The sequence below is a fragment of the Marinobacter sp. genome (assembly GCF_044799475.1).
Taxonomy (GTDB): Bacteria; Pseudomonadota; Gammaproteobacteria; order Pseudomonadales; family Oleiphilaceae; genus Marinobacter.
This window is the reverse complement of sequence record NZ_CP085217.1, coordinates 3,036,826-3,059,767: the sequence shown is the minus strand read 5'-3', so window position 1 is coordinate 3,059,767 and position 22,942 is coordinate 3,036,826. Positions and strand designations below refer to the sequence as shown.

The 22,942-nt window shown below is 56.6% G+C and carries 19 protein-coding genes and 1 pseudogene; 14 read left to right on the top strand and 6 right to left on the bottom strand.

Annotation, left to right across the window (positions count from 1 at the left end):
* Positions 1-5: 5 nt before the first annotated feature.
* The 5 genes from LG327_RS14120 (at position 6) to LG327_RS14100 (ending at position 6,843) form a co-directional block, all read left to right on the top strand.
* Positions 6-1,067, top strand: coding sequence for an efflux RND transporter periplasmic adaptor subunit (locus tag LG327_RS14120; protein WP_404362803.1), 1,062 nt, complete (start codon positions 6-8; stop codon positions 1,065-1,067).
* Entirely contained in the window at positions 1,064-4,291 is a 3,228-nt protein-coding gene (locus tag LG327_RS14115; protein WP_404362802.1) for an efflux RND transporter permease subunit, read from the top strand. Before LG327_RS14120 ends, LG327_RS14115 begins: the two co-directional genes overlap by 4 nt.
* A gap of 103 nt (positions 4,292-4,394) precedes the next feature.
* Positions 4,395-4,832: a TIGR01244 family sulfur transferase gene (locus LG327_RS14110; protein ID WP_404362800.1), complete on the top strand. Its 438-nt coding sequence runs from the start codon at positions 4,395-4,397 to the stop codon at positions 4,830-4,832.
* A 251-nt stretch (positions 4,833-5,083) separates the two neighbouring features.
* Positions 5,084-5,851, top strand: a complete 768-nt coding sequence (locus LG327_RS14105; protein WP_404362798.1) for an SDR family NAD(P)-dependent oxidoreductase — start codon at positions 5,084-5,086, stop codon at positions 5,849-5,851.
* Positions 5,852-5,877: 26 nt separating this feature from the next.
* Entirely contained in the window at positions 5,878-6,843 is a 966-nt protein-coding gene (locus LG327_RS14100) for a prenyltransferase (RefSeq protein ID WP_404362796.1), read from the top strand.
* A gap of 26 nt (positions 6,844-6,869) precedes the next feature.
* Here LG327_RS14100 and LG327_RS14095 read toward each other — a convergent pair whose 3' ends face one another.
* The 3 genes from LG327_RS14095 to LG327_RS14085 all read right to left on the bottom strand — a co-directional run bounded on the left by LG327_RS14095 (position 6,870) and on the right by LG327_RS14085 (position 12,316).
* Positions 6,870-8,954, bottom strand: a complete 2,085-nt coding sequence (locus LG327_RS14095; protein ID WP_404362794.1) for an MtrB/PioB family decaheme-associated outer membrane protein — start codon at positions 8,952-8,954, stop codon at positions 6,870-6,872.
* 29 nt (positions 8,955-8,983) lie between these two features.
* Complete coding sequence (locus tag LG327_RS14090) at positions 8,984-9,763, bottom strand: DmsE family decaheme c-type cytochrome (RefSeq protein ID WP_404369435.1); 780 nt, start codon at positions 9,761-9,763, stop codon at positions 8,984-8,986.
* Positions 9,764-10,006: 243 nt separating this feature from the next.
* Entirely contained in the window at positions 10,007-12,316 is a 2,310-nt protein-coding gene (locus LG327_RS14085; RefSeq protein WP_404362792.1) for an OmcA/MtrC family decaheme c-type cytochrome, read from the bottom strand.
* A gap of 328 nt (positions 12,317-12,644) precedes the next feature.
* Between LG327_RS14085 and LG327_RS14080 the strand changes: the two genes are divergently transcribed.
* The 3 genes from LG327_RS14080 (at position 12,645) to LG327_RS14070 (ending at position 14,569) form a co-directional block, all read left to right on the top strand.
* Positions 12,645-13,262 carry a c-type cytochrome gene (locus LG327_RS14080; protein ID WP_404362790.1) on the top strand — a complete coding sequence of 206 codons (618 nt, stop codon included), beginning with the start codon at positions 12,645-12,647 and terminating at the stop codon, positions 13,260-13,262.
* Between the two features lie 167 nt (positions 13,263-13,429).
* Positions 13,430-13,933, top strand: a complete 504-nt coding sequence (locus LG327_RS14075) for a NapC/NirT family cytochrome c (RefSeq protein ID WP_404362788.1) — start codon at positions 13,430-13,432, stop codon at positions 13,931-13,933.
* A gap of 96 nt (positions 13,934-14,029) precedes the next feature.
* Positions 14,030-14,569, top strand: coding sequence for a hypothetical protein (locus tag LG327_RS14070; RefSeq protein ID WP_404362786.1), 540 nt, complete (start codon positions 14,030-14,032; stop codon positions 14,567-14,569).
* A 78-nt stretch (positions 14,570-14,647) separates the two neighbouring features.
* Here the strand turns inward: LG327_RS14070 and LG327_RS14065 are convergent.
* A pseudogene (locus LG327_RS14065) lies at positions 14,648-14,875 on the bottom strand (DNA-binding response regulator); the annotation flags it as partial.
* A 64-nt stretch (positions 14,876-14,939) separates the two neighbouring features.
* On the opposite strand from LG327_RS14065, the gene LG327_RS14060 reads away from it, so the two are divergent.
* From LG327_RS14060 to dauA, 3 genes are all read left to right on the top strand, one after another.
* Positions 14,940-15,149: a hypothetical protein gene (locus LG327_RS14060; RefSeq protein ID WP_404362784.1), complete on the top strand. Its 210-nt coding sequence runs from the start codon at positions 14,940-14,942 to the stop codon at positions 15,147-15,149.
* Positions 15,146-15,529 carry a hypothetical protein gene (locus LG327_RS14055; protein WP_404362782.1) on the top strand — a complete coding sequence of 128 codons (384 nt, stop codon included), beginning with the start codon at positions 15,146-15,148 and terminating at the stop codon, positions 15,527-15,529. The genes LG327_RS14060 and LG327_RS14055 overlap by 4 nt, the downstream gene beginning before the upstream one ends.
* Positions 15,530-15,687: 158 nt before the next feature.
* Entirely contained in the window at positions 15,688-17,475 is a 1,788-nt protein-coding gene (gene dauA / locus LG327_RS14050; protein ID WP_404362780.1) for a C4-dicarboxylic acid transporter DauA, read from the top strand.
* 12 nt (positions 17,476-17,487) lie between these two features.
* On the opposite strand, the gene LG327_RS14045 is transcribed toward dauA, so the two are convergent.
* Positions 17,488-18,822: a sensor histidine kinase gene (locus tag LG327_RS14045; RefSeq protein ID WP_404362778.1), complete on the bottom strand. Its 1,335-nt coding sequence runs from the start codon at positions 18,820-18,822 to the stop codon at positions 17,488-17,490.
* Complete coding sequence (locus tag LG327_RS14040; RefSeq protein ID WP_404362776.1) at positions 18,809-19,474, bottom strand: response regulator transcription factor; 666 nt, start codon at positions 19,472-19,474, stop codon at positions 18,809-18,811. The genes LG327_RS14045 and LG327_RS14040 overlap by 14 nt, the downstream gene beginning before the upstream one ends.
* Before the next feature lie 239 nt (positions 19,475-19,713).
* Between LG327_RS14040 and LG327_RS14035 the strand changes: the two genes are divergently transcribed.
* From LG327_RS14035 to LG327_RS14025, 3 genes are all read left to right on the top strand, one after another.
* On the top strand, positions 19,714-20,253 hold the full coding sequence (locus LG327_RS14035; RefSeq protein WP_404362774.1) for a cupredoxin domain-containing protein: 540 nt from the start codon (positions 19,714-19,716) through the stop codon (positions 20,251-20,253).
* 80 nt (positions 20,254-20,333) lie between these two features.
* Positions 20,334-22,052, top strand: coding sequence for a copper resistance system multicopper oxidase (locus tag LG327_RS14030; protein ID WP_404362772.1), 1,719 nt, complete (start codon positions 20,334-20,336; stop codon positions 22,050-22,052).
* Complete coding sequence (locus tag LG327_RS14025; protein ID WP_404362770.1) at positions 22,049-22,798, top strand: copper resistance protein B; 750 nt, start codon at positions 22,049-22,051, stop codon at positions 22,796-22,798. The genes LG327_RS14030 and LG327_RS14025 overlap by 4 nt, the downstream gene beginning before the upstream one ends.
* The last annotated feature ends 144 nt before the right edge of the window (positions 22,799-22,942 follow it).

Here is a 22,942-nt window from a genome sequence, read left to right as displayed (position 1 = left end):
CTAATATGCTTCATATTGCCGGCACGCTGGTTCTCCTGATCACTCTCGCCATGCCCGTTGTGGCTCGCGCAGAAATCACATCAGAGCCTGTCCGTCGTGAGACGTTAACCGAAAGTGTACAGCTTGATGGTGTAATCGAATCAGTGCAGGGCAGCACCGTCTCTGCTCAGACCAGTGGTACCGTGCTGCGTCTTCCTTTTGATGTGGATGATTCTGTAGAGGCCGGTGAGCTGATTGTAAAACTGGAAGACAGCGAGCAACAGGCAAGGCTGAATCAGGCTGAGGGAAACCTTGAGGAAGCGAAGGCCATGCGCCGCGATGCGCGGCAGCAGTTTCAGCGAATCGAAGAGGTACATGAAAAGGGTTATGTATCACAGCAGGAGTTCGATCAGGCGCAGAACAATCTGGCTGCTGCAGAGGCCCGTCTTGAACGCGCCCGCGCTGCGGTATCGGAAGCGCAAAAACAGCTCGACTACACGACGGTGGTTGCACCATACAGCGGCATCCTGACTGAACGACACGTCGAAGTGGGGGAGTCGGTGAGTCCGGGCCAGCCGCTGCTTAGCGGAGTCTCTCTTGAGCAACTGCGGGTGGTGGTGGAGTTACCTCAGAGGTACGTTGACAGCGTCAGGACCAAACGCCGTACGCGGGTCACTCTGAATGATGGGCGGGTGCTAAGAACCGGTGAGATGACCTTTTATCCCTATGCCGATGAGCAGACCCATACGTTTCGCCTTCGACTCGCTCTGGAGGAACCCGAAGCGAGCCTGTACCCGGGAATGCTGGTGAAGGTTGAGGCGCCTGTAGCCCAGAGGCAGGCACTCTGGATACCGGCCAGCAGCCTGATTCGCCGCAGTGAGCTTCGCGCGGTATATGTGCTGGACCAGGAGGGCAGACCCCGGTTGCGGCAGATCCGGGCGGGCATCAGCCGGGATGGCCAGATCGAAATACTGGCCGGCCTGGACGAAGGCGAGCGGGTCGTAACCAATCCCGACGAGTTTCAGGGTGGGGAAGGCGTCAGGCTCAATCAGGGGCAGAATACTGCGTCCCCGGAGGCCGGCCAGTGAGCGGAGACGGCAATTCAGTCGGCCCTTCCGGTGCCATTGCGCGTGTATTCCAGGACTCAAAGCTGACACCTCTGCTTGCGTTGCTGGGCGTGATGCTTGGCATTCTGGTCATCATTATTACCCCGAAGGAAGAAGAACCACAGATAGACGTCACCATGGCGGATATCTTTGTTGCATTGCCTGGCGCCAGCGTGAGCGAGGTTGAAAGCCTGATCGCCACCCCTGCTGAACAGGTGATGAGCGAAATCAAGGGCATTGAGCACGTGTATTCCGTATCCCGCCAGGGTCAGGCGGTGATCACGGTTCAATATGAAGTGGGCATTCCCCGCCAGGAGGCTCTGGTCCGGCTTTACAACAAGGTTTACTCGAACCAGGACTGGCTGCCGGAGAATCTGGGTGCTACCCAGCCGCTGATCAAGCCCAAGGGCATAGATGATGTGCCCATCATGACCCTGACTCTCTACGACCCGGAAAATCGACACGCAGGGGAAGACCTTACCCGTCTTGCCCACATGCTGGAAGTTGAGCTGAAACGCGTCTCCGGTACCCGCGATATCTTCACCGTGGGTGGAATTCCGGACCGGGTTGATGTGCGAATAGATACCGCTCTGCTTGATGGATTCAAGCTTTCAATCGACGACCTCAGCCATGCCCTTCGGTCGGCGAATGCCAGCAGTCAGGAAGCCCGCATCACCCAGGATGGACTGTCGATACCGGTGCAGGCGGGTACTCTCCTTGAATCCGTGGAAACCGTGCGTCGGCTGGTGGTTGGCATGCAAAACGGTGCAGCGGTTTTCCTTGAGGATGTCGCCGAGGTCAGCCGTGGTGGAACAGTGGCAGACCAGAGTGTCATGATGGGGTTTGGGCCTGCTGCGGAGGGTCAGAGCGGCGTGCCCGGGGAGCTTTATCCGGCCGTCACCCTGGCCATCGCCAAAAAACCGGGTGAAAACGCGGTGGATATCACCCGCGCTATCGAATCCCGCCTCGACCTTCTGCGGAACCGGATTCTGCCAGCCAATGTCGAAGTTGTCGTTACCCGGGATTACGGGAAGACAGCCTCAGACAAGGCCAGCCAGTTAATCTCCGATCTGATATCGGCAACTGTAGCTGTCATTCTGCTGGTGCTGGCCGCCATGGGCTGGCGCCAGGCGGTGATTGTAGGCTCTGCCGTTCTCATCACGCTGCTGCTGACCCTGGTGTTTTCCTGGGCATGGGGCTTCACCCTCAACCGGGTGTCTCTCTTCGCCCTGATCTTTTCCATTGGCATTCTGGTCGACGATGGCATTGTCATTACGGAAAACATTAACCGCCGTATCCAGAACTCACGCCGGCCCCTCAGGGAGATCATCCCTCTTGCTGTAGATGAGGTGGGCACGCCAACGATCATGGCCAGCCTGACCATCATGGCCGCGCTGATTCCCATGGCTTTTGTCACGGGGCTCATGGGGCCCTACATGCAGCCCATTCCGATCAACGCCTCTGCCGGCATGGTGTTTTCCCAGATAGTTGCGTTTGTTGTTGCGCCCTGGCTTGCCCTGCGCCTTCTGCGGCATAAAAAGGGCGAGGCAGCCGAAGAGGCCGAAGAGGCCACCAATTCCGCCGAGGGTGTAAGCGCCGGGGCAATGCGGGTTTTCCGCATGGTTCTGGGTCCCTTCCTGGGTGGGCATTTCTGGCGACGCAGCTTTCTGGCCAGTGGCGTGATCGCGCTTACCCTGGTGGCGGCCTCGTTGCCGGTGTTTATGGCGGTGATTCTCAAAATGTTGCCTTTTGATAACAAGTCCGAGCTCCAGGTAGTGGTCGACATGCCAGAGCACACGCCCATGGAACAAACCCAGCGGGTACTGCTGGAAATGGGCCGCCATCTCGAGACAGTTGAGGAGGTCACTCACTGGCAGAGCTATGCAGGCACTGCCTCGCCAATTAATTTCAACGGGCTCGTCAGGCAGTATTACCTGCGTGCCGAGCCTTATCACGGAGATATCCAGATAAACCTGGCGGACAAGGAAGAGCGCACCCGCCAGTCCCACGAAATTGCACTTGACCTGCGTCCGCCGCTCCAGGAAATAGGCGAGCGTTATGGCGCCGCTGTCAAGATTGTCGAAGTGCCCCCCGGGCCCCCGGTACTGTCGCCGGTGGTTGCCGAAGTCTACGGGGTCGATGAAGCCAGGCGTGCGGAACTTGCCAGGCGTCTGGCACGGGGAATGGCTGATATCCAGGGCCTGGTGGATATTGATACCACACTCGAGGCCCCGACCCGCCGATGGGAAGTGGAGGTTGATCGCGACCGCGCCGCCCGCCTCGGCGTGTCCCAGGCCCAGGTTGTGTCTGCGTTGTCGACCCTGTTGGGCGGCCACAGCGTGAGTTATCTCCATGACGAACATGCCAAGTACGCGGTGCCGATCCGGCTTATCCTGGAGGAGGGTGACAAGGCCCAGAAATCACGGCTGCTGTCTCTCTCGGTGCGCAGCCGCAGCGGCCAACTGGTGCCCATAAGCAGCTTCGCTGAGGTCAGGGAAGCAGAATGGATGGGCGCCCGCTATCACAAGGATCTGTTGCCGGTAACCTACGTCACAGCCGATATGGCCGGGGACGTGGATTCCCCCCTTTATGGTATGTTCCGGATGGTGGAGCAGCTGGAAGAACAGGAGAACAGCCCCGGGCAATTCTTCATCAGCCAGCCTGAACTGCCCGAACTGGGCGCACTCAAGTGGGATGGCGAGTGGCAGATCACCTATGAAACCTTCCGGGACATGGGCACGGCCTATTCCGTAGGCGTGTTCATGATCTTCGTTCTGCTTGTGGCGCAATTCCGCTCCTATCTTCTGCCCCTGGTCATAATGGCGCCCATCCCGCTTACCCTGATCGGGATCATGCCAGGGCATGCCTTGCTGGGTAAAGAATTCACCGCCACCAGCATGATTGGAATGATTGCTCTGGCAGGGATTATTGTCAGAAACTCCATCCTGCTGGTCGTGTTTATCCGCCAGTTGCTGGACGAAGGTGTCGACCTTGATGAGGCTGTAATGCTGGCAGGCGCGGTACGCGTCAAACCCATTGCGCTCACCGCGATCTCGGCGATGGTGGGAGCCTGGTTCATTCTGAATGACCCAATCTTTAACGGACTGGCCATTTCACTGATTTTCGGGCTGGCCATGTCGACTCTGCTGACCCTTCTGGTAGTACCGCTCCTTTATTACGTGCTGGCCCGTAGAAACTTGCTCTAGCAAGCAGATAGAGATCGGCGCGACCTGAATACTCATCTACACGAGGGCGGCAGGTACGAACACTGATGAATAACCGTCTGATTATTTGATAAACGAGGTTCACATGGAAATTAAACAACTCGACGAACGGCTTAGCGTCACGGCGCAGCCGGGTTACGAGGATATCGAAACCCTGGCCAAGGAAGGATACCGCACCATCATTTCCAACCGGCCCCGTGGTGAAACCAGCGACCAGCCCGATATGGAGGCGCTCAAGGAGAAGGCGGAATCCCTGGGCATGACATGGCGGGAGATACCGGTTAATCCGGGAGAATATTCCGAGGCCGACATCGACGCCTTCGCAGAGGTGCTTGAATCAGCGCCTGCACCAATCATAGGCTTCTGCCGCACCGGCATGCGGGCTTCACATCTCTGGGCCTATTCCCAGGCTCCGACCTGCTCAATTGAAGATCTGCTGAAGGCCGCCGAGTCCGCTGGCCACGACCTCGAACCTCTGAAAAACGATCTGAAGCGCCATGCTGAAGATAAAAAGCGGACATAACGTTGTAACCTGCTTCTGGAAAACTGAAGACGGTGGCGATCCATTTCCGGGAGTCGCCATGTTAATTGATTCATGTCAGCGGTAGCAGGCGCAGATACGTGTAATGTTCATTTGAAATATCTGTTAATTGCTGGCCAATCTGGTTTCATTCGGTGGAATGGATGGCGCAGGTTTTCAGATGACAGAATCTGAAAAAGACGGCGGTTAACTTTCTGATTATTCGTATCCTGAATGTGCATAAGGAGATCATCATGGACCGTTTGAAAAACAAAGTGGCAATGATTACAGGTGCGGCTTTTGGCATCGGTCGGGCAGCCGCTATCCGGATGGCGGAAGAGGGCGCAGCAGTCGCCGTAACCGATGTCGACAGGGAAGAGGGTGAAGCGGTTGCTGCAAGCATCAATGACAACGGGGGGCGGGCCCGGTACTGGCACTGCGACGTTTCTGTCGAGGACGATGTGGCGAAAACCGTTGCTGCCGTGGTCGAAGAATTCGGCCATCTGGATGTCATGTTGAACAACGCAGGAATTGCGGGCACAAACAAGCCAACCCATGAAATCACCGAAGAAGAATGGGACAAAGTTCAGGCTATCAATGTCAAAGGCGTTTTCTTTTGCACCAAGCACGCCATCGCGCCCATGCGTAAGGCGGGCGGCGGCAGCATTATCAATCTTTCCTCGATTTATGGCCTGGTAAGCGCGCCGGACCTGCCGGCTTATCATGCCTCCAAGGGCGCCGTCAGTCTGATGACGAAAACAGATGCTCTGCTCTATGCTTCCGACAAGATCCGGGTCAACTCCATCCATCCCGGTTTTATCTGGACGCCTCTGGTGGACAACTTTCTCAGTGAGCAGGGCGATGTTGAGGAAGGTCGGCGCGAACTCGATAGTCGACACCCGCTCGGCCATGTTGGTGAACCGGACGATATCGCCTGGGGCGCCGTATTCCTGGCCTCGGACGAATCCAAATTCGTCACGGGCGCCCAGTTGGTGATTGATGGCGGCTACACCGCCCAATAGTCATAAAGCAGTTCAGGGCGGTCGACATGGATGATCCGAGGGGTTCAGAAAATACGGTGGGCGGGGGCAAGTCGGGCATCGCCGGAAATCCTTCGGTATCCGGAAGGCCGGGAATGGACATGGATGCTCTGTTTGGGCTCATCCGTGCGCCTTTTCTTCTGCTGGCACCTGTCTGTGTGGCGCTCGGGTGGGCGGCGGCTGATCTGGCTGGCGCTCCCGTGCAGCCGCTCGCTTTGCTGCTGGTGCTCCTTGGCGCCCTGAGTGCCCACGTGGCAGTGAATGCCTTGAATGAACACGACGACTTCCAGAGCGGGCTTGATTTTCACACCCGCCGCACCGCCTTTAGCGGGGGGAGCGGAACACTCCCTGCCAGACCCGAACTCGCTCCCTGGGCAAAACGGATCGGGCTGGGGGCCTTGCTGGTGACCGTGGTGTCAGGGCTTCTGCTGATTCCGAAGGCCGGTTACGGACTGGTGCCTCTCGGAGTCCTGGGAATAATCATCATCTACACCTACACCCGTTGGCTCAATCGCCGCCCCTGGTTGTGTCTGATTGCACCTGGGTTTGGTTTTGGGGTGTTATTTGTAATTGGAACCCACCTCGTGTTGCGGGGACAGGTGGATGCCATTGCCTTGGGGGTGTCACTGATACCCTTCCTCCTGGTCAACAATCTGCTGTTGCTGAACCAGCTCCCTGACGTGGAAGCTGACCGCAAAGCCGATCGCGTTACATTTCCAATTGCCTACGGTGTAGCGCCAACCATCATCTTGTACCTGATCTCCGGTTTACTGGCCTATGTCTGGATAATCCTGGGCTGGATGCTCGGATGGTGGCCAGCGGGTACTCTGATCGCCCTGTCGGGTTTACCGCTCATGCTGGCTGTTGCGTGGGGGGTACATGCTCACGCACCCAACATTGAGCGTTATCTGGGTATGAACGTTGTCGTGGTTCTGGGAACGCCACTTCTGTTTCTCGCAGGGATTATCGCCTGAGGCCGAATGCCCGGCACCGCCTGTACTCAGAAACGGTACCTCGCGGATAACCCCACGGCATGGATGACGTAGTCCGGGCTTTCCCGGCCGGCAGTCAGAACGTTATCCGTGGTGTCTGGCGCTACGCCGTCGATGAAAAAGTCGTCCTGCTCATAATGTTCAAGCCAGTAATCCAGACGATAGCTCCACTGGTCTGAAAGCGTATATTCCCCATAAATGCGGCTGCTGATCCTGTCAGCCTCCAGGTTGGGGAAATCCTCATCTGACGTCCGGGAGTCGATGGTTATATTTCCTCTTGACCGTGTATAAGCCAGGTCTGCGCCCAGTTCCAGATGGGGAATTATCTCCCTGGCCTGAACACCACCGCCGAATGTGTTGATGGTGTCGTCATGCTCTGCAAACCAGTCCGGGCGCCCGAAGCTTTCACTTCCAGCTATGTCCGACACGATGTTCTGGCGCGTAAAATAAACATAGGCGTTGAGGTTCTGGTCGGGAGACCAGGAGGCGTCCAGCGTGACCATCCTGTCCTCTGCTTCGGTCAGGCCAATCTCGGAGTTATGGTAGTCATCCTCGGCGTATGCAGAGTTTATTCCGAAGCTGATCTGCTCGGTCGCGTAGTAGTTGCCCGAGATTTTGATCTCGCGGCGATCGCGGTCGGCAAGATTGAATTTTCGCAGGAGCGGATTTTCCGGTGGCGATACTGCAAGCGGGTCGTAGCCGCCATCGATGTCCCGGTCTTCCCACCCCAGCCGCAGCCGGAACTCGGTTCTTTCCCAGGGTCGGGTGTGTAGTTCACCAAAATACAGATCCGTGTCTGTGGCATCCACCTCCTGGAAAGTAAACTCGGCGCGCTCTCTTCCATAACCCGTGCTTATGTCAGTGTTGCTTGTCAGCTGATATCCGGCGCTGAGTTCGCCACCGCTTTTCTCAAAACTGTATGGACGGTTCTCCCGGAGCTCTGCCACAAAAAGATCGGTATCAACCTGGCGATAACTGTCCACAGGCGTGTCGTTGTCCCGGTCATCAAAGAACCCCTCAGCCTTGAGAGTCAGCCGGCGGGTAGCGTTTCCGGTCACACGCAGGCGGGCGTTCAGCGTATTCACTTCCGCGTCCAGATCCCCGCGCGGCAGCCCGACAGGACCTATGTTCGGATTTATTGTCGCAGGAATGAAGGATTCATCCTGTTCAAGCCGGCCCACGGCAATGTGGCCCGAACCACTGAGCCATGCAGTAGGGCGGAAAGCCCCGGACAGCATCAGACGATTGAACTGATTGTCCGGCGCTGCCGCTGATCTGCCTCTCGGGGCATCACCAGGAACGATAAAGGGGTTGTCCCAGGTCAGGGACTCGTTGTCGTTGTCAAAAAACGAGCCGTGATAGGCCAGACGCAGTTGCCAGAGCTTTGCCAGATAACCGATCGAGAGGTCGAATCGGTGGGTGATGTCATCCACCGGCTCCGGTAAAATCGCGGACCGCAACAGGAAACTCCCGCCCATGAGCCGGGTGCCATCGCGCTCATCCGCAGTGTACTGAAAGTTGTAATCCCAGTTCTCTCCCTGAAAAAAACGCAGGCCAGTCGCCAGCGTCTTCCGCTCCAGCTCGATATCGATATTCCGCAAAGCGGCATCAAGCCCTGTCAGGTCTTTTGTGGTATCCCCCCGCACCCAGTTGGCGGGGAGCTCCAGGCGCTCGCTGCCGACTCCGGAAAACACGGTTTTCGTAGAGTCGTACAAGTCGTGATTCAGCTCCTGGTAGTCAAGGAAGTAATCCACTGTTCCCTGCTTGCCAGCCTGGAGCCCTGCGCTTCGGGATCCAAGACCCAGATTGTGTCCCTCCAGGGACCAGTAGCTGCCATCCTCGTTTCGATCGATCACACTTATGGCGCCGTTGAGAAAAAGGCCGTCCCGATCAAATCCCCGATAATCTGTAAACTCTGGCTCATCTTCCTCCAGCCACAGGAGACCAGCCTCAACATAACCTCGTGGTTCCCAGTCAAACGCACAGGCTTCGCATTCTTCAGCTGTATTTTCGGTTTCAGCCATCACACAGGCAGGGCTGACAGCCAGTGCCACCCCAAAAGGCAGGATCCATCGTGATTTCAGTGCCAGCATGGCTTTGACCTCCTTTGTCCCACCGCGTGTTAACGGCTCAGGTTGGCTCCCGAAGGATGATTGGAGCCGTGCACCTTGGAATGGCAATTCGCGCAGCTCCCCCCAAGAAGGAACGGCGAGGCTCGTCCGCCCGGCAGGTCGTCGGGACCGCGGGAAATACTGGGGTGGCCGATCCGGGAATGGCAACTCTGACACAACAGCGGAGGCCGCTGTTTAAGCAGTGCAGGGTGGTTGGAACCATGTGGCCTGTGACAGTTGGTGCAGTCGTCGGCTACAGGGGCGTGCTCCCAGAGAAAGGGCCCGCGCTTGTCCGCGTGACAACTGTAGCAACTGTCATTGAGTGTGGGTTCTTTCAGCATGGCCGTATTGAGTGACCCATGGGGCTGATGGCAATCCGAGCATGCCATGTCACCGAAGCGCATAGGGTGTGAGGACATCTGATGGGACTGGACCTGAACATTTCTGTGGCAGTCAGAGCAGACTTCGGCTTCGCGCTGGGCCACGGTTACCGGGTCTTCCCTGACGTGTACCTGATGGCAGTCTGCGCAAGCCACACCCTGTCGCTGATGGGTCCCGCCATCCCAGTGCATGCGCTGATCTCGCTGGTGGCAGTCGAGACAGATTCCATTCTGTTTTTCTTCCGACCAGAGCGCGTTGTCTCCGAATGCAGGAATGGGGGGGCGTTCCTGATTAAAACGGAGTCTTTTCGCGTGGTCAGCGCCTGGCCCATGGCAGGATTCGCACTGATGCTGTGCAAATGGCGTCCTTGTATCTCCCGGCACCGCATGGGGAGTCTTGAAAATGTCCATAACAGGAAATTCACCGGTTTCATCATGGCAGGCGAGGCAGGTATCGGCGCCTTCCGCTGTATATTCCAGGGACGACTCCGCTTCGTCCTGCGCCATGCCGTCAATGCCACCGGAAAACCAGCCAAATAACACCACCATGCCAGCGAGTAATAAGCGGGGGCGGTAACCCTGTTTCCGTTGGTTCCGGGCGCCGATCCTGATCACTTGTCGTTCCTTTTTAGAGCTGTTATTCCAGTGCATTGATCAGTCGTCGATATTATGAGCCTTGCGAACGTCGGCAATGCTGCCCGGGCCATGGCAAACGGCACAGCTCTCCAGATCGGCTGTATCTACCGGAACACCAAACCCAGCGCCGTTCTGCTCCATGTGGATCTGGGTAGTGCCGTCGTCATGACAGGCGGAACAGACCGATGCTGTTGGCGTTATGATCTGGTCGTCATCCTGATTGAGCGCTGCTGCAAGGGTGATGAAGTCATCAGTTCCAAAACCAGAGGCAGTGGCAACCGTCGCCTGAGTATCGATGGTTGTTCCAAGCACCGTCTCCGGGAGGGGCAACTCAAAGGTCCCCTCGGCATGGCACGCCATGCAGTCGCTGGATTCCCGGGGATAACGTACTTCACTGAAATCGTGGGGCCTGTTGCCGAAGCCATAGACAATCAAATCCCCGGTGCGCTTGTCAGCACCATGAATTGCATGGATCATCCGCTTGAAGTCGATTGGTGCCTCTTCCGCGTTATCCACCGCAGCCGTATTGATCTCGTTGTCCGTATCATCCGGGTCTGCCGGGCGCTGGGCAAGGTCAGTGGCGCGAGGGTTATGGCACATGACACACAGCTGGACATTATCGGTCCGGTTCGAGCCATGGAGCGAGAGCCCGTCATTTTCGCCATGACAGTTCTGGCAGCTGGCCAGTTCGACAACTTCACGGCGAGGCTGTGCCTGGCTGTCGGTAATCGGGAAATAGTCCACGGCGCCGGTCACCTTGACGGCTACGTCAAAGGTGCCGTCGCCATCGGGATCGGCGGCCGGGTGGCCTTCAATGGCAACTGCGCCTGAGCCGGTTACACCGTTTGCCGGTACGGCCTGGGGGGAAAGCACAGTGAAAGTGCCGTCGCCGTTGGCGGTAGAGTTGGCGAGAGCATTTATTGAAACGACCTTGGCGGGTGCATTTCCGCTTCCCTCATTGGTGTAGTCACTGGTGTCCCACGCCAGAATCACCGCCAGCCGGCTTTCGCTGCTGGTGAATTCTGGATCATTCTTCAGGTCATAAGGTTCGTCGTTGCTGGTCGGATCTGTCACGGAAAAACGGATATTTGGCTGTTCAGCCGGCCCGGTGCTGTTCACTTCAAGGATGTTGTAGCTGAACCGGCTGGCTGCGACCTTGGCAGGAATGGCATGGGATTCCAGTACCGATCCGGCAATCTTGTTCTCTGCGTGGCAGACCAGGCATTCGCTGTTGTCTGTAACGATGCCTCCGGGATGGCCGCCTGCCTCACCCGCGCTGAAGTCCACATCGTCGTGGCAGGAACCACAGGACTCAATGGTCGGGCGCATGACAATATTGCTGGCATCCGGCGTCTCGCTACTGGCGGGGTCATGGCATTTCACGCAGGTCTGCGGGCTTTGGGGGAAAGCGACATCGGAAAAGTCGTGCCTGGAATCGCGGAACCCGTAAATGACGTATTCGCCGCCGCTCTCAACACTTGGCAGCTGCTCACCCATGTGGATCTTGTGGGTAAGTACACGGAAATCCAGGCTGTTGCCACTGTTGGCATCGGTGCTTCCGGGATTATGGCAGGTGACACAGTAATCCACGTCCTGGCGGCCATTACCGTGCATGCGCAATTCTCCATGGCAGGAATCACAGGAGGCCTGGGCGACAATTTTCCGCATGGGTATGTTATCAGTCTGCCCGCTGGAGGGCTGAAAGGTGAATACTGCATTGGTTAATGGCAGAGATTCGCCGAGAAAGCTGCCCCGGATTTCGAGCCCTATGCGATGCGTCAGATCCGGTTCAAAAGGAACTGTGACAGGGTCAGTAATGGAATCCAGGTTAGCGGCAAACGTATATTCGTAGGTGCCATCGCCGTTATTGATCAGAGTCCCGTCGTTTTCCGTTCTGGCCTGGACGGCGTCCTGGGTTCCCGGCCCAACACCCGCCGGTTCTATCTCATTCAGATAGCTTTGCCAGTGGTCGCTGTCGCCACCGGTGCCCGGAACAAGCTTGGCAATTGTGAAAGATGGCTGCCCCTGGGTTAACTGGTCAAACGGGAACCCGAACTGATCCGTGGCCTCGAATCTGACAACGGGAGCGCTATTGATGGTGACATCGGTTATGCGGATCTGGAGTTCTTCGGGAACCTGGTTATAGGACCCGGGAGAGCCAGAGGGGCCGGGAGGTCCTGCCGGGCCACGATCGCCGGTATCCCCCTCGCAACCAGCGAGAACGAGAATAAAGATGAAACCCCAGATCAATCCGGCCGTCCGTGCGACGGCGCGGAACGACTGATTAATTGGCACGCAAGGTTTATGGGTTTTTATTACCCTGGCCATGCTCAATACCTCCTTGTCCGAAATGCCACCGGCCTCGGTGGTCTATTTCATGTTTTTAAAATATGCCTACTCCTGAAAAATCGCCTGGCTATTTCAACTGGGGCTGCTTACCTAATAGTGCAGCTGGCCGCACCGTTGTACAGTGTTTTTTGACAAATATGACCGGGTTTTGACTTGGGTCAAAGTCAATCCAATACTTATGATGCTAGTAATTGAATCACTTGGGACAGGCGCGTAGTTTGAAGGGAGATCCATCCCATTCACGAGTCCGGTGTGATTGGTTTCGGGCACGCGGTCACGAAGGAACCCACTCAAAAGGAGTTCGCCGATGCGTTCAGCTACTTGTCTTATTTTTGCGACCCTGGCCGCTCTCATGATGAGCGCTGGCGTTTTTGCCGAGGCACCATCAACAGCCGAAGACTGTGCCAGCTGTCATAACAAAGATGGCGTCAGTGACGACGAAGACATCCCCACCATTGCCGGTGCTTCTGCCTTCTTTCTTGAAAATCAGATGTTTGTATTCAAAGAGGGAGCCCGCCCCTGTGCGAAGGAAGAATTCGGTGAAGAGGAGCATGAAGGTATTGCGGAGGATCATTGCGACCTGGCAAAAGATCTGAGCGAGAAGGAAATTACCGAGCTCGCCGCTTACTTTTCCGATAAGCCCTTCCAGAGTGCAGATCAGAAATTCGACGCAGATCTCGCAAAAATGGGCGCACAGATCCACGAACAACGTTGCGAAAAATGCCATTCCGATGCGGGCAGCCTTGCGCTGGATGATGCGGGTATCCTGGCAGGTCAATGGAAAGCCTACCTCGTACGTACCATGAACGATTACAAGAAGGGTGACCGCTGGCAGCCGGAGAAAATGCAACCGGCGATGGAAGCGCTGAGCGAAAAGGATATCAGGGCCCTGGCCGAATACTACGCGAGAGAGGGCAAGAACTAGACTGACAGGAATTCATGCCGGATTACGGCGCCAGAACACCAGTCTGAAGGAGCGGGGCGATGGCAGTGGGAAAAGATTCGGATCCCGAAAAAAAAGGCTGGTGGCAACGTCTCTGGCAGTGGCCAAAAACGAAATACCTGCTCTGGATTCCTGCAGGAGGCTTCGTAATGCTGGCCACGGGTGCCGTGTTACTCGGCGGCTTGAATTTCACCATGGAGAAAACAAACACCCTCGAGTTTTGCACCTCCTGTCACGAAATGAGTGCCTTCGTTTATCCAGAATATAAGCAAAGCGCCCACTTCTCGAACCAGAGTGGTGTTCGCGCGGTCTGCGCAGACTGCCATGTGCCAAAAGACTGGTGGGGCAAGGTCGTTCGCAAAACAGAAGCGACGTTTAATGAAATTCCCTCCTGGATTACCGGGAAGATCGACTCGCCTGAAAAGTTCGAGGCTCATCGCCGTGAAATGGCGGAATCGGTTTGGGCGAAAATGCGCGCCAGCAACTCGGCCACCTGTCGCAGTTGTCACAGTTACGATGCCATGGCTTTGAGCATGCAGGACCGGTACGCGAAACGCAGGCATTCCCAGGAATATCGCGAGGCTACCGATAAAACCTGCATTGACTGTCATCAGGGCGTAGCCCATAACCTGCCGGAAGTAGCCGCAGAGTAGGTTTTTACACACCTTGCCATCATCTGGCAAGGTTCCAGTGCTGCAGCTCTTATCAGGCAGTGTGCAGCTTTTTTACAAAGAATTAAGGAGGATCCCATGAACAGATTTACTCGACTGATTGCATGTTCCCTGCTTGTATCCGCGCCCATGATGGCCATTGGCCAGGGCAGTCCCGGGCAGATGCCCATGAACCGGGGCGGCATGATGAATCAGGAACAGATGCAGAAAATGCAGGAAAACATGGCGCAAATGCAGGCAATGATGGAGGAGATGCGTAATGCAGAGTCCGATGCCGAGCGTCAGAGATTGAGGGAAAAGCACATGAACTCAATGCAGCAGCACATGCAGATGATGCGCGGTGGCATGATGGGCAATCGTCAGGGCATGATGAACGGCCAGGGAATGATGGGAGACGGGAAAGGAATGATGGGTGATGGAAAAGGAATGATGGGCGATGGCCAGGGAATGATGGACGGCCGGGGCAAACAGGATTCCGGTAGTGGCATGGGAAATCGGGGGGCTGACGGTGAAGGGCCTGGCACCGACCAGCGCCTGGAGATGATGGAAAGACGCATGAACCACATGCAGCTCATGATGGAGCAGATGCTGGAACAGCAGCGGCAGCAGCTGAAGTAAGTTTTGGGACTGTGTCTATGTGTAACCCGGGTTTTTGCAAATCCGGATCAGCACCGCCAACGGGAATGCTTGTGAAGCTTCCACTGAAGGGGGAGCCTGGCGCAGGTCCGGCACCGACTTTGTTGACTCAAAACCTGCGATCAGCTGGCTCACGGTTACCGGCTTGCAAAGGTAATTACTGGTGCCACGTCGCATGGTTTCTACCGCGGTGGCAATGCTGCCGTATCCGGTGAGCACCAGCAACTCGATACCGGGCTGGAGTGAAAGCAGTTCAGGCAAAAGCTGCAGGCCACTTTCCCCGCCCAGGGGCGTCCGGCTGACGCTGGACCAGACTGTTAACACTGTCTGGGACATTGCCGCCGGCGTTGATGTGAAGAGCAACACCTGGGATGCCATCATGTACAGCGGCATGGATCTGACAAAAGTCGGTTCATTCCTGTGGCCAGACGTTGAGCGGGATCGTGTCGGCGTCTTTGCTGAAACCTTCCACCGGATCCGGGAGAACATGCGTCTGGGCGGCGGCGTTCGTTATGACCGGGTGGAAATGGACGCCACCGGGCTGATGAGACATTCACCATGAAGCCCGGTGCTATGCCCATCTCGCTGGCCTCACTCTACCAAAGCGCATATGGCGTAACCGACACTGAAGCCACGGACGACAATATCAGTGGCTTCATGACTGGCGAGTGGCGGCTTTCATCAGTGACCAACCGTGAGCTGACCGCCTCCCACAGTGTCCGGTCGCCGGGTATCAACGAACGTTATGTCGCCCGGATAACAGTGAAAGATACCTGGATAGGTAACCCGGGCCTTGAGACGGAACTCGGCTGGACCAATGGCACCTGGAGCACCACCGGCAAACTGGCTCGTGGAAGGAGATCTCAGGACCCGGACTCGAGGCTCCGCCTGCTTTCCGGTACTGTGCCGCTGGTTAATTCATCAGTAAGACTGATACTGTAGCCCTGTCAAGCCAGCCTTCGTGGAGGATCAGGAATCGACGGTCACGCCAGAGTCAGGCACCGCTTTGCACCTTATCCCATTCCCTACAGCCAGTAGCATCATCATTACCAGGTTTTGTTGCGCTGGTGTGCGGTCCAGATCAAGGAAGTCGGCAAGTCATGGGCATAGGTGCATTTTTCAGGAGTTTACCCGGCATCGCAACTGGCTTGCGGTCAGCGCTGAGCGAAGGGTACGGGCTGGCCGACCTTCGCAAAGATGTCATGGCGGGGCTGACGATAGGAACAGTGGCCGTGCCGCTGTCGATGGCCCTGGCGATCGCCACCGGCGTACCCCCGCAGCACGGCCTCTACACGGCTATTGTGGCGGGCACCATAATCGCGTTGACCGGTGGGGCCCGCTTCAATGTGTCGGGGCCAACAGCCGCGTTTGTTGTCATCCTTTTCCCTATTGTTCAGCAGTACGGACTGGGCGGCCTGCTCATCGCATCAATGATGGCCGGCGTTATCCTCGTGATGCTTGGGCTTACCCGTATGGGCCGCCTTATACAGTTTGTGCCTTATCCGGTAGTACTCGGGTTTACTGCCGGTATTGCGGTGGTTATTGCCGTGTTACAGGTTCCGGATTTTCTGGGGCTGCAGACAGGGCAACTGGGACAGCACTTTGTTGAAAATGTGTCGGTTATCATCATCTCCCTGCCTACCATTAACCCACTGGAGCTGGGGGTGGGAGCCTTCGTGCTGACGGTCATGTTGCTCTGGCCACGATTTCACATACCGGTGCCTGCGCCGCTGATTGGGCTGGTCGCGGGAGCGCTTGCAGCTTATCTCATCAATCAGTGGCTGGGAGGGCAGGGGGAAACCGGGGCCGTGGAAACCATAGCGTCCCGTTTTACGTGGGAAATAAACGGAGAAACAGGCAACGGAATCCCGCCTATTCCGCCGGCGTTCATGGCTCCATGGTTATTACCCGGAGCGGACGGTAAACCCCTTCAACTCAGCTTTGAACTGATACGGGCACTTTCAGGGCCGGCATTTGCAATCGCTATGCTGGGGGCTATTGAGTCACTTTTATGCGCTGTTGTGGCAGACGGTTTAACAAAGACAAAGCATGATCCCGATGCTGAGCTGATCGGTCAGGGCCTGGGGAACATGGTTACGCCATTTTTTGGTGGAATTACCGCAACGGCAGCTCTTGCACGAACTGCAACCAATATCCGAAGTGGCGCAAGGTCGCCTGTTTCCGCGGTCATCCATTCCCTGGTTGTGCTGCTCGCGGTAGTAGCCCTTGCCGGATTACTTGGCCTGGTGCCAATGGCCGCACTGGCCGCTCTGCTCTTTATCATTGCCTGGAACATGAGTGAGGCAAGACATTTCCTGCACACCCTCCGTTCAGCCCCTGCCGGTGATGTAGCTATCCTGCTTATATGCTTTGGGCTGACGGTGATTTTCGATATGGTTCTGGCCGTAGCCGTCGGTGTTGGACTGGCCGCCGTGCTGTTTATTCGGCGGATGTCGCTGCTGACCCAGACGGTTAAGCTAGAAGCTGACAGCCATCCCGGAATAAAAAGACTTCCGGCTGGAGTGGCGGTGTATGACATCAATGGGCCGCTGTTTTTCGGAGCTGCAGAAAAAGCACTCACATCGCTTCACCTGGTCGATCCAGAAATCAGGACTGTTATTGTTGATATGTGCGATGTGCCAAGCATGGATGGCACGGCCATTGTGGCCCTTCAATCACTGACTAATGAAATGAAGCGCAATGGGGTCAGGTTGATCCTCGCAGGCCTGCATCCGAGGATGATAGTCAAACTGCGACGTGCCGGCATCCACAGGGTAGCTGGTTCACTGACCCACTGCAGAACCCTTGAACAGGCAAGAACTGTGGCCCTGCGCTGGCACGAAGAAGCAGACAAAACCCCAGCGGCAAGCAGTAGATCAGCGAATTAACCAGACGCGACACTAGACAGGGATATCAACTGCCACCCGCAATCCCCCGGCAGATCCTGTCGAGAAACTCGTCTGTCCTCCATACCGGCCGACTATATCCCGAACGATAGCGAGACCCAGTCCGTGGCCGGGGGTTTGCTCGTCAAGCCGCAGCCCCCTCTGGCCCAGGTTGGCCATCTCGGTCTCATCAACGCCAGGGCCGTCGTCAGTGACAGCTATTTGCAGAGAGCTGTAGTCCTGGTTCAGGGAGAGTTCAACGCATCGGGTGGACCATTTACCCGCGTTATCCAGCAGGTTTCCCAGTATTTCGTTCAGATCATGCTCTTCAATCGGCCACCGACTTTCCTCGGGGAGTGTGGTCGAGAGTTCGAATGATTTTTCCGTATACAGCCTGCCCAGCATCCATAAAAGGTCACGGGCCTGTTTTACCGGGTAAGCGCTTTTGCCGACCTGAGGGCCTGCAAACCGGCTCCGACGCATTTCCGCTTCAAGCTGCTTGTCGATTTCACCAAGCCGGGCGGCCATCTGATGTCGCAGACGCGTGTCCAGAGGGCGACTGGTGTCTTCCAGGATCTGTCGGACAGCGGCTATGGGAGTCTTCACTGAATGGGACAGGTTGGCCAGCGCATCCCGGGAACGCTCCAGCCGCTGGTCAAGTGAGTCGAGCAGTTGGTTGAGCTGCTGAACAAGGGGCCGGAATTCCTCGGGAGCCTGCACATCGATTCTTGATATTTCACCGCCCTGGAGTCTCTTCAATGCCGCCTGAAGTGACACCACCGGCCTCATGGAAAAATTGATACCAAACCAGATTACGGCAACCAGAAGCAGGATCAGCAGGACGGACACAACGGCAGTCCAGGCGTGAAGTTCTGCCTGGCTACGATTCAGGGCGCCCAGGTCCTCGGAAACGATCACTGTGATTGGCGTATCACCCACGCGGAAGGATTTCCTGTAGGCAAGAATATCGGTAGGCGCGCCTTCTGATTCGGCCCCCTCTACCCGGATGCTTCCCTCCCGATCGGAGCGGGTCAGGGGCGAAAGCAGGGGCGTCCAGGAAACCGGGGAGATAATCGTTCCGGAAGGTGAGTGAATGGCAAAGGCGTGATGGAATACCTCCTGAAAGTAATCACCTGTCTGCAGTGTATCTATTCTCCCGTCTGATTCCCGGATCTGGTGTTCCAGGAAAGCAACTTCATCTACCAGCCGGCTTTCCACAAACTCCCTCGACATCCGGTCCAGCAGCGACCCGTGCACCAGCCACGCCAGGCCCATCAGGCCAATGCCTGCCGGTAACAGCAGGGCGAACAGGGCGCCCTTGACGGACGTCGGCTTTCTAAACACTGTCATTGAACAGATACCCCTGACCGCGCCGTGTTGAGATGGTATCTGTGCCCACCAGCTTTCGCAGCCTTCGGATGTAGGCTTCAATAACGTTTTCACTGGGGCTGTCATTCAGGTTGTAGAGCTGCTCCATGAGCTGTTCCTTGGAGAATACCTGTCCTGGCCGACTCATGAGACAGCGAAGCAGGCGGAATTCAGTGCCAGTCAGGCTGTGCTCGGTACCATCATCGAGTTTCAGACTCTGGCGGTTTTCGTCCAGCTCAAAGCCACCGGCTTTTACCGTGGAATGGACCCTTCCTTCACTTCGCCGGACAATGGCATTGAGCCTGGCAATGAGTTCCTCTGTCTGGAATGGCTTGGCGAGGTAGTCATCGGCACCTGCCTTGAGGCCATTCACCTTGTCCTGCCAGTCACCCCTGGCGGTCAGAATCAGCACCGGGAACCGGATGTTGTTCGCGCGCCACTTTCTCAGCACGTCAAGACCGTTGCCATCGGGCAGGCCCAGGTCCAGCACCGCCGCCCGGTAGTCTTCCTGATCACCGAGAGCCATTGCCCCTTTGGCGGTATGGGTGGTGTCAACACTGAAGCCGGCTTTCTCGAGCTGGCCGGCAAGACCTTCAGCCAGAAGGTGGTCATCTTCAACGAGCAGTAAACGCATGGGTCGCTTCCATGGAAGGGAGTACACAGCCTATCAGTGTCGCTGTTCAACCTGAATCCAGGCTGAACGATAAAGAGTCTGTTATTTTCAGAAAGAATTCAGGTTGGTGAGCGATGCTGGCGTCACGCAGTAGATCAGCGAATGACCCAGACAGGACACCAGTGTTCCGACCATGGTATCCAGCTGTCAGCTTGAGCGTATCGGCGTCCCTGCCGGAAAAGTTCACAGGAGAAGTTTCAATGAATGCAGCAAAACTCGTAATCACCGCAGCCGCCCTTTCCATGTCTGCGGGGGCTTTTGCCGCCGGCGCCCATGGCGGGGGACACGGGCATGGTTCCAGCATTGGTGAACCAGGAAAGGCCTCGGAAGTCGATCGGACCGTCACCGTCGAAATGTATGACAACTACTACGAGCCGGAAACGATCGAGGTGAAGCCTGGCGAAACCGTTCGATTCGTGGTGAGCAATGAAGGCAAGCTCGTGCATGAGTTCAACATTGGCACGCCTTCCATGCATGAAGCCCATCAGAAGGAAATGATGATGATGGTCGAGCATGGGGTTATTAATGGCGGCAACATCAACCACGACATGATGGAAATGGATATGGGGAACGGCCATTCCATGAAACACGATGACCCGAACAGCGTGTTGCTGGAGCCAGGCCAGACTCAGGACATCGTCTGGACCTTCTCTGACAAGGGCAACATCGAATTTGCCTGTAACGTGCCCGGACATTATCAGGCCGGAATGTACGGTGACATGAAGGTCGGTGGCCACTGAGCCCCAGGTAAACGAGAAGCTTCCGGGCTGGCGCAACGATCCGCCCGGTTGTTTTTGCTGTTCAGTTTGGAGTTAATGCTATGAATAAAACCCTCCTGTTGGGTTTTTTGGGTCTGTTAATGCCGGCTTTGGCGCTGGCTGGCGAATATAATCTGACCGTGGACCGGGTCAGTATCGATACCGGAGATTTCGTGAAAGAGGGGATTGGCTACAACGGAGCTTCCCCCGGTCCTGTGATGCGCTTCAGGGAAGGTGAGAACGTCAGGATCAACGTGACCAACAACCTGGATGAAACCACCTCCATCCACTGGCATGGCCTCATTCTGCCTTTCACCCAGGACGGCGTACCCGGATTCAGTTTTCCTGGCATAAAGGCCGGAGAAACCTTCACCTACGAATTTCCGATTGTCCAGGCGGGAACCTACTGGTACCACAGTCATTCCGGATTTCAGGAACCCGACGGGGCATTTGGCGCCATCGTGATCGAGCCGGAGGGCCGCGAGCCATTCCGGTACGATCGCGAGTACGTGGTGCAACTGACCGACAAGCACCCTCATTCGGGGGATCGCATCATGCGGAACCTGAAAATCATGCCCGATTATTACAATCGTGAGCAGCAGACGGTCGGCGAGTTTTTCTCGGACATTTCGGAAAATGGTTTGATGAATACCGTTTCGGACCGGCTTGCCTGGGGCGACATGCGGATGATGAAGGCGGATGTCGAGGACGTTCAGGGCTTTACCGGCATGGTCAACGGCAAGGGGCCGGACCAGAACTGGACCGGTCTGTTCGAACCTGGTGAGCGAATCCGCCTGAGGTTCATCAATTCTTCCGCCATGACATATTTCGACGTGCGTATCCCGGGGCTCAATATGACCGTGGTGCAGGCGGACGGCAACAATGTCCAGCCGGTGAACGTGGATGAGTTCCGCATCGGGGTAGCGGAAACCTACGATGTGATTGTCCGGCCGAAGGATGCGCAGGCCTATACCATCTTCGCCGAGTCCATGGGACGTTCAGGCTATGCCAGGGCAACACTGGCTCCCGAAGAAGGCATGGAAGCGCCTGTTCCCGATCTGCGCAAGCCTGCACGGCTGACCATGGCCGATATGAGCGGGATGCCCGGCATGGATCATGGCGGCATGGATCATGGTGATATGGCAGCGCAGGGCGACATGGCTGGCATGGACCACTCCAGTATGTCCGGAATGGACGATTCCAGCATGGAAGGGATGGATCACAGCGCCATGACGACAGGCGGGAGCGGGGCAAGTGATCCATTTTATGCGGCGGGAAGCGGACTCACGCCAACGGCAGCGAATGGCGGCAAATTCCTTTCCTATGCGGACCTCAAAGCCCAGAATCCGCTGTACGAAGAACGCGAGCCAACCCGGGAAATTGAGCTGCGCCTGACGGGCAATATGGAGCGCTACATCTGGAGCATCAATGGCGTCAAATATCAGGATGCAGATCCCATCCGTCTGCAATATGGTGAGCGGGTTCGATTCAAATTCGTCAATGAAACCATGATGACGCACCCCATGCACCTTCACGGCATGTGGTCGATTCTCGACGTAGGCGCGGGTGAATGGAATCCCATCAAGCACACTGTCAGCGTTCAGCCGGGCACGACCGTCTATATGGAGACTGAGGTGGATGCGCCCGGCCAATGGGCATTCCACTGTCATCTGTCTTACCACGCGGCGGCCGGTATGTTCCGCAAGGTGATCGTTGAGGGCGCGCCCGAAGCATCCCGTGCCAGCACCGGGGTCGAAACTGAACTGGGAGGTGGCGCATGAGTTCTATCCGATCATTTGTCGCCATCAGCCTGCTCGGCACACTTGTTCTGCCAGCTGTCGTTCAGAGTCAGGAGAGAATCCCGGACATCACTCAGCGAAAGGAGCTTCTCAAGGTGTGGGGTGTCCAGTTCGAGGAGCTGGAATACCGCTACAGCGACGACGATGAGGAACTTGTCGCCTGGGATGCGGACATCTTCTATGGCACCGATGAGCTCAAAGCCAGATGGCTGACCAAGGGCGAGTATGCCATCGAGGAGCAGGCCTACGAGGGGCTTGAGAACCAGCTGGTCGGACAGATACCCATCTCGAAGTTCTTCGACGCCAAGGCCGGCGTACGGTTCGACACACCGGAGGGGCCGGACCGGACCTATGCGGTTCTCGGCGTTGCCGGCCTCGCCCCCCAGTGGTTTGAGATTGATGCGAACCTGTATCTGAGTGACGAGGGTGATACGTCCGCCGATCTGGACGCGGAGTACGAGCTGCTGTTTACCAATTACTGGATTCTCGCCGCCTCGCTGGATGCCACCGTGGCTTTCAGCGAAGACCGGGATATTGGTGTCGGAAAAGGTCTGGTTTCCACGGAGGCCGGCCTCAGGTTGAGCTATGACCTGGTCGATCGCGCTGTCTCACCCTACGTGGGCGTGGTGCATGAACGAAAGTACGGTGATACCGCCGATCTGGCCGAAGCCGAGGGAGGCAGTACCGAAGACTGGTTTGCGGTTATCGGGGCAAGACTCCTCTTTTAACTGCGTTAACAGCGCCTCTGAGGGCCCGGGATCATCTCTCGGGCCATTTTGAGTGCAGTCCATTCCCTTCGTCGGAGATTTCCCCCGCAGCTTTCGTTACCGGCTCGAGCGCCCGTCCAAAACTTCTCTGGCTGTTTCAGTCTT